The organism is Streptomyces sp. NPDC003036, assembly GCF_040611175.1.
Classification (GTDB): Bacteria; Actinomycetota; Actinomycetes; order Streptomycetales; family Streptomycetaceae; genus Streptomyces.
The window spans coordinates 125654-138000 of sequence record NZ_JBEXNO010000008.1 but is presented as its reverse complement, the minus strand read 5'-3'; the positions used below and the strand labels follow the sequence as shown (position 1 = coordinate 138000).

At 72.5% G+C, this 12347-nt stretch carries 15 protein-coding genes and 1 pseudogene; all 16 read left to right on the top strand.

Features of this window, described 5'->3' with window-relative positions; genetic code table 11:
* Positions 1-151 precede the first annotated feature (151 nt).
* The 16 genes and pseudogenes from rpsP to ABZX67_RS08440 all read left to right on the top strand — a co-directional run bounded on the left by rpsP (position 152) and on the right by ABZX67_RS08440 (position 12332).
* A complete protein-coding gene (rpsP, locus tag ABZX67_RS08515; protein ID WP_031074686.1) occupies positions 152-595 on the top strand; it encodes a 30S ribosomal protein S16 in 444 nt (147 codons plus the stop codon).
* Positions 596-597: 2 nt separating this feature from the next.
* On the top strand, positions 598-837 hold the full coding sequence (locus ABZX67_RS08510; RefSeq protein WP_052859899.1) for an RNA-binding protein: 240 nt from the start codon (positions 598-600) through the stop codon (positions 835-837).
* Positions 838-950: 113 nt separating this feature from the next.
* Positions 951-1520 (top strand): ribosome maturation factor RimM, encoded by a 570-nt coding sequence (gene rimM, locus ABZX67_RS08505; protein WP_355356251.1) that lies wholly within the window; start codon positions 951-953, stop codon positions 1518-1520.
* Positions 1520-2341: a tRNA (guanosine(37)-N1)-methyltransferase TrmD gene (trmD, locus tag ABZX67_RS08500; protein WP_355356249.1), complete on the top strand. Its 822-nt coding sequence runs from the start codon at positions 1520-1522 to the stop codon at positions 2339-2341. The genes rimM and trmD overlap by 1 nt, the downstream gene beginning before the upstream one ends.
* Before the next feature lie 129 nt (positions 2342-2470).
* The gene (gene rplS, locus ABZX67_RS08495) at positions 2471-2821 is read left to right on the top strand and encodes a 50S ribosomal protein L19 (RefSeq protein WP_355356247.1); all 351 of its coding nucleotides are present in this window, start codon (positions 2471-2473) and stop codon (positions 2819-2821) included.
* Between the two features lie 60 nt (positions 2822-2881).
* Positions 2882-3646: a signal peptidase I gene (gene lepB / locus ABZX67_RS08490; RefSeq protein WP_355356245.1), complete on the top strand. Its 765-nt coding sequence runs from the start codon at positions 2882-2884 to the stop codon at positions 3644-3646.
* Positions 3639-4695, top strand: a pseudogene (gene lepB / locus ABZX67_RS08485) (signal peptidase I); the annotation flags it as partial. The gene lepB (ABZX67_RS08490) and the pseudogene lepB (ABZX67_RS08485), both read left to right, overlap by 8 nt.
* Positions 4667-5602, top strand: a complete 936-nt coding sequence (lepB, locus tag ABZX67_RS08480; protein ID WP_355356350.1) for a signal peptidase I — start codon at positions 4667-4669, stop codon at positions 5600-5602. The pseudogene lepB (ABZX67_RS08485) and the gene lepB (ABZX67_RS08480), both read left to right, overlap by 29 nt.
* Positions 5603-5661: 59 nt before the next feature.
* Positions 5662-6399 carry a signal peptidase I gene (gene lepB, locus ABZX67_RS08475; protein WP_355356243.1) on the top strand — a complete coding sequence of 246 codons (738 nt, stop codon included), beginning with the start codon at positions 5662-5664 and terminating at the stop codon, positions 6397-6399.
* Positions 6392-6886, top strand: coding sequence for an NUDIX hydrolase (locus tag ABZX67_RS08470; RefSeq protein WP_355356241.1), 495 nt, complete (start codon positions 6392-6394; stop codon positions 6884-6886). Before lepB (ABZX67_RS08475) ends, ABZX67_RS08470 begins: the two co-directional genes overlap by 8 nt.
* 55 nt (positions 6887-6941) lie before the next feature.
* Positions 6942-7250 carry a DUF2469 domain-containing protein gene (locus tag ABZX67_RS08465; RefSeq protein WP_005311352.1) on the top strand — a complete coding sequence of 103 codons (309 nt, stop codon included), beginning with the start codon at positions 6942-6944 and terminating at the stop codon, positions 7248-7250.
* Positions 7251-7401: 151 nt separating this feature from the next.
* Complete coding sequence (locus ABZX67_RS08460; RefSeq protein ID WP_355356239.1) at positions 7402-7764, top strand: YraN family protein; 363 nt, start codon at positions 7402-7404, stop codon at positions 7762-7764.
* Between the two features lies 1 nt (position 7765).
* Complete coding sequence (locus ABZX67_RS08455) at positions 7766-9379, top strand: ATP-binding protein (RefSeq protein WP_355356237.1); 1614 nt, start codon at positions 7766-7768, stop codon at positions 9377-9379.
* Entirely contained in the window at positions 9376-10545 is a 1170-nt protein-coding gene (gene dprA, locus ABZX67_RS08450) for a DNA-processing protein DprA (RefSeq protein ID WP_355356235.1), read from the top strand. Before ABZX67_RS08455 ends, dprA begins: the two co-directional genes overlap by 4 nt.
* Positions 10546-10844: 299 nt before the next feature.
* Positions 10845-11681 (top strand): RNA polymerase sigma factor WhiG, encoded by an 837-nt coding sequence (whiG, locus tag ABZX67_RS08445; protein WP_355356233.1) that lies wholly within the window; start codon positions 10845-10847, stop codon positions 11679-11681.
* 81 nt (positions 11682-11762) lie between these two features.
* Entirely contained in the window at positions 11763-12332 is a 570-nt protein-coding gene (locus ABZX67_RS08440; protein ID WP_355356348.1) for a helix-turn-helix domain-containing protein, read from the top strand.
* The last annotated feature ends 15 nt before the right edge of the window (positions 12333-12347 follow it).

The following is a 12347-nucleotide window of genomic DNA, read 5'->3' as shown; positions in this document are numbered from 1 at the left end:
GCGTGGTGTGGCACAATGGCTAGCTGTACTCGACAGTCGAACAGGACCCCTCTCTCCTCCGGCTGACGCGTCCATCGGGCACCCGAGTACCGCAACCCCACGTGGCATTTCGTCGTGCCCAACCACGTCAAGACCAGGAGACACCACACCCGTGGCAGTCAAGATCAAGCTGAAGCGTCTGGGCAAGATCCGTTCGCCTCACTACCGCATCGTCGTCGCCGACTCCCGTACCCGCCGTGACGGCCGGGCCATCGAGGAGATCGGCCTGTACCACCCGGTGCAGAACCCGTCGCGCATCGAGGTCGACTCGGAGCGTGCGCAGTACTGGCTGTCCGTCGGCGCCCAGCCGACCGAGCCGGTCCTCGCGATCCTGAAGCTCACCGGCGACTGGCAGAAGGTCAAGGGCCTGCCGGCCCCCGAGAAGCCGCTGCTCGCCCCGGCGACCAAGGAAGACAAGCGCGCCTCCTTCGACGCCTTCGCGAAGGCGCTCGAGGGTGACGAGGCTAAGGGTGAGGCCATCACCCCGAAGGCGAAGAAGGCCGACAAGAAGGCGGACGAGGCCGAGGCCGCGTCCACCGAGTCGACCGAGGCCTGAGCATGCTCGAGGAGGCTCTCGAGCACCTCGTGAAGGGCATTGTCGACAATCCCGACGACGTGCAGGTCGCCTCGCGCACCCTGCGCCGCGGGCGCGTACTGGAGGTCCGGGTCCACCCCGACGACCTCGGCAAGGTGATCGGCCGCAACGGCCGCACCGCGCGCGCTCTGCGTACCGTCGTGGGGGCCCTCGGCGGTCGTGGCATCCGGGTCGACCTCGTCGACGTGGACCAGGTCCGCTGAACAAGTTGGCTGTTTTGCAGTAGATGCACCGGCACGGGCCGGGGAGGGCTACGGCCCACCCCGGCCCGTGTTCGTGTGGTACGTCGTGTGTACGTCGTTTGGAGAGGTGAGCAGTGCAGCTGGTAGTCGCACGGATCGGCCGCGCCCACGGGATCAAGGGCGAGGTCACCGTCGAGGTGCGGACGGACGAGCCGGAGCTGCGGCTCGCGCCCGGCGCCGTACTGGCCACGGATCCGGCCTCCGCCGGGCCGCTGACCATCGAGACCGGCCGGGTGCACAGCGGCCGGCTGCTGCTCCGCTTCGAGGGCGTACGGGACCGCAACGCCGCCGAGGCGCTGCGCAACACCCTGCTGATCGCCGAGGTGGACCCGGACGAGCGGCCGGAGGAGCCCGACGAGTACTACGACCACCAGCTCATCGACCTGGACGTCGTCCTCGCCGACGGGACCGAGGTCGGCCGGATCACCGAGATCTCGCACCTGCCGTCCCAGGACCTGTTCGTCGTGGAGCGGCCCGACGGCACCGAGGTCATGATCCCGTTCGTCGAGGAGATCGTCACCGACATCGACCTCGACGAGCAGAAGGCGGTCATCACCCCCCCGCCCGGCCTCATCGACGACCGCGCCGAGATCGCGTCCTCGCGCGACGCGGCCGAGCCCTCCGGCAAGGAGGACGGGGCCTGATGCGGCTCGACGTCGTCACGATCTTCCCCGAGTACCTGGACCCGCTGAACGTCTCGCTCGTCGGCAAGGCACGCGCGCGCGGCGTGCTCGACGTCCACGTACACGACCTGCGCCGGTGGACGTACGACCGGCACCACACGGTCGACGACACCCCGTACGGCGGCGGCCCCGGGGTGGTCATGAAGACCGACCCCTGGGGCGAGGCCCTGGACGACACGCTCGCCGCCGGGTACGAAGCGGGCGCACACGGTCCCGCGCTCGTCGTGCCCACGCCCAGCGGGCGGCCCTTCACCCAGGAGCTCGCCGTCGAGCTGTCCGAGCGGCCCTGGCTGATCTTCACCCCCGCCCGGTACGAGGGCATCGACCGCCGCGTCATCGACGAGTACGCCACCCGGATACCGGTGTACGAGGTGTCCATCGGCGACTACGTGCTGGCGGGCGGCGAGGCCGCCGTCCTGGTGGTCACCGAGGCCGTGGCCCGGCTGCTGCCCGGCGTCCTGGGCAACGCCGAGTCCCACCGCGACGATTCCTTCGCCCCCGGCGCCATGGCCAACCTCCTGGAGGGCCCCGTCTACACCAAGCCGCCGGAGTGGCGCGGGCGCGGCATCCCCGACGTCCTGCTCAGCGGCCACCACGGGAAGATCGCCCGCTGGCGGCGGGACGAGGCGCTGCGGCGGACCGCCGCGAACCGGCCCGAGCTGATCGAGCGGACCGACCCGGCCGCGTTCGACAAGAAGGACCGCGAGACGCTCTCCATGCTGGGCTGGGCACCGGAACCCGGTGGCCGATTTTGGCGCAGGCCCGGCGGCGTGGAAGAATAGGCGGCTGCTGTACGTCCGAGCGGCGCCCCTGCCACAGGGGGACACGCGCCGGCCCCGACGGCACAGCCCTTCAACCCCATTTCTAGTTGCCGTTGATGACCTGTGGCATCAGCGAGGAAGCAGACGACCATGTCTCACGTGCTTGACGCCGTCAACTCCGCGTCCCTGCGGACCGACGTCCCGTCGTTCCGTCCCGGTGACACCGTGAACGTCCACGTTCGCGTCATCGAGGGCAACCGCTCCCGTATCCAGCAGTTCAAGGGTGTCGTCATCCGCCGCCAGGGCTCGGGCGTCTCCGAGACCTTCACGGTCCGCAAGGTCTCCTTCTCCGTCGGCGTCGAGCGCACCTTCCCGGTGCACAGCCCGATCTTCGAGAAGATCGAGCTCGTGACCCGCGGTGACGTCCGTCGCGCCAAGCTGTACTACCTGCGTGAGCTGCGCGGCAAGGCTGCGAAGATCAAGGAGAAGCGCGAGAACTGAGCCCCGGCTCAGCTCCGTCGCGCGGGGGTCCACAGGGCGGCCGGATAGCATCTGGCTCCGATGGACACCGAAGCACAGCACACCGAGCGCGACTCCTCCTCCGATACGGGGGAGGGGTCGCGCTCCGTGCATTCCGGCGGGCGCGGCGGCTTCTCCTGGCGCGGGCCGGGGCTGATCGGCGTCGCGTGCGCCGTGTTCCTGCTGTTGTTCAGCCACTTCGTGGTGCAGCCCTTCCAGATCCCGAGCAGCTCCATGGAGCCCACTCTCCAGGTCGGGGACCGGGTGCTCGTGAACAAGTTGGCGTACCGTTTCGGTTCCGAGCCCCAGCGCGGGGACGTGGTCGTCTTCGACGGCACCGGGTCCTTCGTACGCGAGGCACCGGAGCAGAACCCGCTCACGGCGCTGCTGCACGCGGCGGGCGCGGCGCTCGGCCTGACCGAGCCAGCCGAGACCGACTACGTGAAGCGGGTGGTCGGCGTGGGGGGCGACCGCGTGACGTGCTGCGACAAGGGGGGAAGGGTCGAGGTGAACGGCGTACCGGTGAGCGAGGGGTATCTGCACCCCGGCGACGCGCCGTCCCAGGTGCCCTTCGACATCGTCGTGCCGCAGGGCACGCTGTGGGTCATGGGCGACCACCGCAGCCAGTCGCGCGACTCCCGCGACCACCTCGGCGAACCGGGCGGCGGTGTGGTGCCGGTGGAGAAGGTGATCGGCCGGGCGGACTGGATCGGCTGGCCCTTCGGCCGCTGGTCGTCGGTGGAACCGACGCCGGCCTTCCGTGACGTACCCGGCGCGGCGCATCCGGCAGGCGGGGGCCATGGGTAACCGGGCCAGGCGCGGCGGCCACCGGGCCGACACGCGGCTGCCCACCGGGTCCCGGCCCACGGACGGCGCCCGCGCCCTGCCCGGGCGTGCGGAGCGGCGCAAGCTCGCCCGGCGCGTGAAGCGGCGCAGGCGCAGGTCGGCGGTGAAGGAGATACCGCTCCTCATCACCGTGGCGCTGGTCATCGCCCTCGTACTGAAGACGTTCCTGGTGCAGGCCTTCGTGATCCCCTCGGGATCGATGGAGCAGACGATCCGGATCGACGACCGGGTGCTGGTCGACAAGCTCACGCCCTGGTTCGGGTCCAAGCCGCAGCGCGGGGACGTCGTGGTCTTCAAGGACCCGGGTGGCTGGCTCCAGGAGGAGAACGCTCCGAAGAAGGACGACCCGGTCGTCGTCAAGCAGGTCAAGCAGGCCCTCACCTTCATCGGGCTGCTGCCGTCCGACGACGAGCAGGACCTGATCAAGCGGGTCGTCGCGGTCGGCGGGGACACGGTCAAGTGCTGTGACGCGGACGGTCGCGTCACCGTCAACGGCGTACCGCTGAGCGAGCCGTACCTGCACCCCGGCAACGTTCCCTCGACCATCACGTTCGACGTGAAGGTGCCGGAGGGGAGGCTGTTCGTGATGGGGGACCATCGCGCCAACTCGGCGGACTCGCGCTTCCACCTGGACGAGGCGTTCCAGGGCACGGTGTCGGAGGAGGAGGTGGTGGGGACGGCGTTCGTCATCGCCTGGCCGTTCGACCACTGGCGCCGGCTGGAGGAGCCGGACGCGTTCGCGTCCGTCCCGGACTCGCGGACGTCAGGGTAGTGCGGTGGTCGGGGGATCGGGTGACTCGCGGGGCAGGACTGCGATCTCGCTCGGCGCTTCGCATAGTGTGTCCTCTCGGATTCTGAACGGAACGAACGGAACCATCCGGCTCCCGAGCCCTGCGGAACTCCCGCTCGTTATGGGAGTGGTGGGCCCTCCCCTGCTGTGGGGCGGGCGGTTGCACGGAGTGAGGAGTGGATGTGGGGGATTTGGCGGTCGGCGCACGATCCGGACACGACGGGCCGGAGGAGAGGCCGGAGCAGCCCTCCGCGTCCTCTGCCGCCGGGCCTTCCGGGTCGGGCGGGGAGCCCTCCCCCGGAACCGGGCACGCTGAGGGCCCCCCGGCGGATGCGGCGCACGCGGACGGCGGGACGGGGGACGACGGGCCGAAGAAGCCCCGTTCCTTCTGGAAGGAACTGCCCCTGCTGATCGGCATCGCGCTGCTGCTGGCGCTGCTGATCAAGACCTTCCTGGTGCAGGCCTTCTCGATTCCGTCCGACTCGATGATGAACACGCTGCAGCGCGGTGACCGGGTCCTGGTCGACAAGCTCACCCCGTGGTTCGGCTCGGAGCCCGAGCGCGGCGAGGTCGTGGTCTTCCACGACCCGGGCGGCTGGCTGGAGGGCGAGCCGACGCCGGAGCCGAACATCCTCCAGGAGTTCCTCAGCTTCATCGGGCTGATGCCGTCCTCGGAGGAGAAGGACCTGATCAAGAGGGTCATCGCGGTCGGCGGTGACACGGTGGAGTGCAAGAAGGGCGGCAAGGTCGTCCTCAACGGCAAGCCGCTCGACGAGACGGCGTACATCGCGCCCGGCTCCACGCCGTGCGACGACGAGCCGTTCGGGCCGATCAAGGTGCCCCAGGACCGCATCTGGGTGATGGGCGACAACCGGCAGAACTCGCTGGACTCCCGCTACCACCAGGAGCTGCCCGGCAACGGCACGGTCGCCACCGAGCGGGTCGTCGGGCGGGCGGTCGTGGTGGCGTGGCCGCTCGACCGCTGGTCCACGCTGCCGGTGCCGGACACCTTCGACCAGCCGGGCCTGAGCGCGGCCGCCGCGGCGGCCGTCGGGCCGGGCGCCCTCGGGCTCGCGGGCGCGCTGCCGATCGTGCTGTGGCGCAGGAAGAGGCGTACCGCCGGGTAGGGCACCGCGGGTAGGGTTCCCTCCCAGATCGTCGATCTCCGAACGTGGGGAGCGCTGGGATGAGCCGAACGCAACGAACGGACGACGGCCGCGGCCGTCTCGGCAGCGTGCTGTCGGGGCTGGCCGTGGCCGTCGGCTGTGTGCTCTTCCTCGGCGGGTTCGCCTGGGGCGCGGTCCAGTACCAGCCGTACACCGTGCCCTCGGACTCCATGTCGCCGACCGTCACGGCCGGGGACCGGGTGCTGGCGCAGCGGATCGACGGCGCGGAGGTGCGCCGCGGTGACGTCGTGGTCTTCACCGACTCGACGTGGGGCGATCTGCCGATGGTCAAGCGGGTGGTCGGCGTCGGCGGCGACAAGGTCGCCTGCTGCGACGCGGAAGGCCGGCTGACCGTGAACGGCACCCCGATTGAAGAACCGTATCTGCGGTCGCAGGCCGCCGCCTCGACGCCGTTCTCCGTGACCGTGCCCGAGGGGCGGCTCTTCCTGCTCGGCGACGAGCGCATGGGCTCGCAGGACTCCCGCGTACACCTCCAGGACGCGGCCCGGGGATCGGTGCCGCGCAGCGCGGTCAGCGCCCGGGTGGACGCCGTGGCGTGGCCGGTCGGCGGCATGGTGGAGCGGCCGCGGGCGTTCGCCGCGCTCCCCGGGGGCGTGTCACGGCCGGGGCCGGTGGTGCCGGTGGTGGGCGCGGTGGTGGCCGGCGCGGTACTGATCCTCGGCGGCGCGGCGTACGGGCCGGTCGCCGGGCTGCTGTCGCGGCGCCGGACGCGGTCGGAGGCGGTCGCCCGTGGGTGAGGCGGCGCGCAGGGTCGCGCGGGTGCTGCTGCTCGACCCGGACGACCGGATCCTGCTGCTGCACGGGTACGAGCCGGACGACCCCGACGTCACCTGGTGGTTCACGCCGGGTGGCGGGGTGGAGGGCGACGAGACCCGTGAGGAGGCCGCGCTGCGGGAGCTGGCCGAGGAGACCGGCCTCACGGACGTGGAGCTGGGGCCGGTGGTGTGGCAGCGGTTCTGCTCCTTCCCGTTCGCCGGGCGGCGCTGGGACCAGGACGAGTGGTACTACCTCGCCCGTACGCGGCGGCCGGCGGCAGCGGTGGCCCTGGCGGACCCCACGGAGCTGGAGGCGCGCAGTGTCACGGGGCTGAGGTGGTGGACCTCCGCCGAACTGTCGGCGGCCCGTGAGACGGTGTACCCGACACGACTCGCCGAGCTGCTGCGCACGCTGCTCGTCGAGGGGCCCCCGAGTACGCCGGTGGTCCTCGCTCCGGAAATCGTCTAGGAGCGCAGGTGACAGGCGCACAATGGGGAGACGCACGGCTGAAGGGGAACATGCCATGAGCGCCGAGGACCTCGAGAAGTACGAGACCGAGATGGAGCTGAAGCTCTACCGGGAGTACCGCGATGTCGTCGGTCTGTTCAAATACGTGATCGAGACCGAGCGTCGCTTCTACCTCACCAACGACTACGAGATGCAGGTGCACTCGGTGCAGGGAGAGGTGTTCTTCGAAGTGTCGATGGCGGACGCGTGGGTCTGGGACATGTACCGGCCGGCGCGGTTCGTCAAGCAGGTGCGGGTGTTGACGTTCAAGGACGTGAACATCGAGGAGCTCAACAAGAGCGATCTGGAGCTGCCCGGCAGCTGAGTTTCCGCCTCGCGGCTGAGGTCCGCGCCCCCGGTGGCGGGTTTCCGTTCACCGGTGCGGGTGAGCAGGTTGTCCACAAGCGTTCGGTTGTCCACCAAGATCCAATAGTCCGGCGCGGAGCCGTCACAGTCGGTGCCGGAGGTGGTGCCGAATGAACGCGACGGGGGCACTGGGCGCCTACGGCGAAGAGCTGGCGGTGCGCCGGCTGAGCGAGTGCGGGATGGCGGTGCTCGCACGGAACTGGCGGTGCGGGCGGACCGGGGAGATCGACATCGTCGCCCGGGACGGCGACACGGTGGTCGTCTGCGAGGTCAAGACGCGCAGGGCGGGCGACTTCCAGCACCCCATGGCGGCGCTCACGCCCGCCAAGGCGGACCGGCTCAGACGGCTCGCCGCCTGCTGGCTGGACCGGCACGGCGGCCCGCCGCCCGGCGGGCTGCGCATCGACCTGATCGGCGTGCTGCTGCCCCGGCGCGGCGCCCCCGTGGTCGAGCACGCGCGGGGGGTGGCCTGACATGGGCTTCGCGCGTACGTGCTCGGTGGCGCTGGTCGGCGTCGAAGGAGTGGTGGTCGAGGTCCAGGCGGACCTGGAGCCGGGCGTCGCGGCGTTCACCCTGGTGGGACTGCCCGACAAGAGCCTGTCGGAGAGCCGGGACAGGGTGCGGGCCGCCATCGTCAACTCTGAGGCCGAGTGGCCCCAAAAGAAGCTCACGGTCGGGCTCAGCCCGGCCTCCGTGCCCAAGAGTGGCTCCGGCTTCGATCTCGCCGTCGCCGCGGCGGTGCTCGGCGCCGCCGAGCGCATCGACCCCAGGACCATCGCCGATCTCGTCCTCATCGGCGAGCTGGGCCTGGACGGCCGGGTCAGACCGGTGCGCGGCGTGCTGCCGGCGGTGCTCGCCGCCGCCGAGGCCGGCTACCGGCAGGTCGTCGTACCGGAACGGACCGCCGGGGAGGCCGCGCTGGTGCCGGGCGTCTCGGTCCTCGGCGTGCGCACCCTGCGGCAGCTCATCGCCGTGCTCGCGGACGAGCCGGTGCCCGAGGAGGACCCCGGCGACGAGGGGCGGCCCGACGCCATGCTCGCCGGGCTGCTGGTGCCCGGAGCCGGAGTCGGCACGGGCCTCGCGCCCGACCCGGCCGACGCGCCCGACCTCGCGGATGTCGCCGGCCAGCGGGCGGCGCGCCTGGCCCTGGAGGCCGCGGCGGCCGGCGGCCATCACCTGCTGCTCTCCGGGCCGCCCGGCGCGGGCAAGACCATGCTCGCCGAACGGCTGACCGGCGTGCTGCCGCCGCTGACCCGGCAGGAGTCCCTGGAGGTCACCGCCGTCCACTCGGTGGCCGGCATCCTCCCGCCCGGCGAGCCGCTGGTGCGCAGGGCGCCGTACTGCGCCCCGCACCACTCGGCGACGATGCAGTCGCTGGTGGGCGGCGGCAACGGGCTGCCGCGACCGGGCGCCGTCTCCCTCGCCCATCGCGGAGTGCTCTTCCTGGACGAGGCGCCGGAGTTCTCCGGCAAGGCGCTCGACGCGCTGCGCCAGCCGCTGGAGTCGGGGCACGTGGTCGTGGCGCGCAGCGCGGGCGTGGTGCGGCTGCCCGCGCGGTTCCTGATGGTGCTAGCGGCCAACCCCTGCCCGTGCGGGCGGCACACCCTGCAAGGGGCCGGGTGCGAGTGCCCGCCCTCGGTGATCCGCCGCTACCAGGCACGGCTGTCCGGGCCGCTGCTCGACCGCGTCGACCTGCGCGTGCAGGTCGCGCCGGTCAGCCGCGCCGACCTGATGGGCCGGGGCGGGCGCGGGGAGCCCACCGCGGCGGTCGCCGCGCGGGTGCGCGAGGCCCGGGCGCGCGCCGCGGCCCGCCTGGACGCCACCCCGTGGACCGTCAACTCCGAGGTGCCCGGCCACGAACTCCGCACCCGCTGGCGCGTCGCCCCCGGAGCCCTCGACGCGGCGGAGCGGGACGTCGAGCGCGGCCTGCTCACCGCGCGGGGCCTGGACCGCGTGCTCCGGGTCGCCTGGACCCTCGCCGACCTGGCGGGCCGCGACCGGCCGGAGGCGGGGGACGTCGCCCTGGCGCTGGAGCTGCGCACCGGAATCGCCAGGGGCGTGCCGGTGCAGACGGGGGCGGCGCCGTGAGCGGGGCCGCGGGGGAGGAGGAGCGACTGGCACGGGCCGCGTTGACGCGGGTCCTCGAACCGGGCGACGAGCACGGCGGGCGCTGGCTGCGGGAGCTCGGGCCCCTGGAGCTGCTCGCCAGGCTGACCTCGGAGCCGTACCGGCACGGAGCCCTCGGCGGCGTGACCGAGCGGCGGCTCCAGGGCCTGCGGATACGGGCCGCGGGCGCCGAGCCCGGGCGGGACCTGGCGGCGGTGGACGCCGTCGGCGGACGGTTCGTCGTGCCCGGCGACGCGGAGTGGCCCCGTCAGCTCGACGACCTCGGGGACGCCCGGCCCGTGGGGCTCTGGGTGCGCGGGCGGGCGGGCCTGCGCCCCTGGGCGCTGCGCTCCGTCGCGGTGGTCGGCGCGCGGGCGTGCACGCCGTACGGGGCGCACATGGCCGCGAGCCTCGCTTCCGGGCTCGCCGAGCGCGGCTGGGTGGTCGTCTCGGGCGCCGCCTTCGGCGTCGACGGGGCCGCCCACCGCGGCGCGCTCGCCGTGGACGGCGCCACCGTCGCCGTCCTCGCCTGCGGCGTCGACGTCGCCTACCCGCGCGGCCACGCCGGCCTGATCGGGCGCATCGCCGAACAGGGGCTCGTCATCGGCGAGTTGCCACCGGGCGCGCATCCGACGCGCAGCCGCTTCATCCTCCGCAACCGCGTCATCGCCGCGCTGACCCGCGGCACGGTCGTCGTCGAGGCCGAGTACCGCAGCGGGTCACTCGTCACGGCACGCAGCGCCCAGCGGCTCGGCCGGTACACGATGGGCGTGCCCGGGCCCGCCACCAGCGGGCTGTCGGCGGGCGTGCACGAACTGCTGCGTGGCGAGGCCGTCCTCGTCACCGACGCCGCCGAAGTCGCCGAGCTGGTCGGCGACATCGGCGATCTCGCGCCCGCCCGCCGCGGGCCCGTCCTGCCCCGGGACCTGCTCGGTCCGGTCAGCGCACGCGTGCTCGAAGCCCTCCCGCCGCGCGGCACGCCCGTCACCGCGCGGGACGTCGCGCGCGGCGCCGGCACCGGCGTTGACGAAACACTCGGCAGCCTGTACGAACTGCACTCCCTCGGATTCGTCGAACGCACCGGCCAGGGCTGGCAGTTGACCGCGGACGCCCTGCGGCGCCCGAACACCCGGCGAGGCGGTGCTTGACCTGGGGCATTCGGGTGAAAAGGTGATGCCGATGACGTCCGTAGCGCTCCCGGGACCGCCCGAGGGGCCGGTGTGCGCGCCGTCCGCCCCCGGCCCCTTCGCGGATGCCGACGTTTCCGCAGCATGCGGACTATTCGAAGATGCGGCCGACGGCACGCCCCCGAGGAGGCATGATGCGCATCCCCTAGCGCACCGCGACCGGTCAGTCACGCTACGCTCACCAGAATTACCCCTTCCGCTACTCGGCCCTCCCTCGTTCCCCCGTCCCCCCTCACACCCAGAACGGCTCAAGGCGACGCATGCCCCAGCACACCTCCGGGTCCGACCGCGCAGCGGTGCCCCCCGCTGCACGGGGCGCCGTCCGCCCGCCCGCTCCCTCGTCTCTCGAGGAGCTGTGGCGGTCGTACAAGGACACGGGCGACGAGCGGCTGCGGGAACAGCTGATCCTGCACTACTCGCCGCTGGTGAAGTACGTGGCCGGGCGGGTCAGCGTGGGCCTGCCGTCCAACGTGGAGCAGGCGGACTTCGTCTCCTCCGGGGTGTTCGGGCTGATCGACGCGATCGAGAAGTTCGACATCGGGCGGTCGATCAAGTTCGAGACGTACGCGATCACCCGGATCCGGGGCGCGATGATCGACGAGCTGCGGGCGCTGGACTGGATCCCCCGGTCGGTGCGGCAGAAGGCGCGGGCCGTGGAGCGCGCCTACGCCACGCTGGAGGCGCAGCTGCGGCGCACCCCCTCCGAGAGCGAGGTGGCGGCCGAGATGGGCATCGCGCTGGAGGAACTGCACGCGGTGTTCAGCCAGTTGTCGCTGGCGAACGTCGTCGCCCTGGAGGAGCTGCTGCACGTCGGCGGCGAGGGCGGGGACCGGCTCAGCCTCATGGACACGCTGGAGGACACCGCGGCGGACGACCCGGTCGAGGTCGCCGAGGACCGCGAGCTGCGGCGGCTGCTCGCCCGGGCGATCAACACGCTGCCCGAGCGGGAGAAGACCGTGGTGACGCTGTACTACTACGAGGGCTTGACCCTCGCCGAGATCGGCAACGTGCTCGGCGTCACCGAGAGCCGGGTCAGCCAGATCCACACCAAGTCCGTGCTCCAGCTGCGGGCCAAGCTGGCGGATGTCGGCCGCTGAGCAGTCGATCTTCCGCGCCGAGGTCGAACGGGCGGCCGTAAACCGTAAAGTGGAGCCGTGCCCAGGATTCGAGCGGCCTCCGTGGCCGAGCACCGGACCATGCAGCGCGGCGCCCTGCTGGACGCCGCGCGTTCCCTGCTGTCCGAGGGTGGTACGGAGGCGCTGACCTTCCCCGCTCTCGCCGAGCGCACCGGCCTGGCCAGGTCCTCGGTGTACGAGTACTTCCGCTCGCGCGCGGCCGTGGTGGAGGAGCTGTGCGCCGTGGACTTCCCCGTGTGGGCGGCGGAGGTCGAGGCGGCGATGGAGCGGGCGGACACGCCCGAGGGCAAGGTCGAGGCGTACGTCCGCAAGCAGTTGGAGCTGGTCGGGGACCGGCGCCACCGGGCGGTCGTCGCGATCTCGGCCGGCGAGCTGGACGACGGCGCGCGCGAGAAGATCCGCGCCGCGCACGGCGGGCTCATCGCCATGATCGTCGAGGCGCTCGCGGAGCTGGGGCAGGAGCAGCCCCGGCTGACGGCGATGCTGCTGCAGGGCATGGTCGACGCGGCGGTCCGCCGCATCGAGCTCGGTGCGGCGGAGGAGCCCGCCTCCATCGCGGAGGCGGCGGTGGCGCTGGCGCTGCGGGGTGTGCGGGGCGCCGCCACGGGCTGACCGCTCCGACCGCTC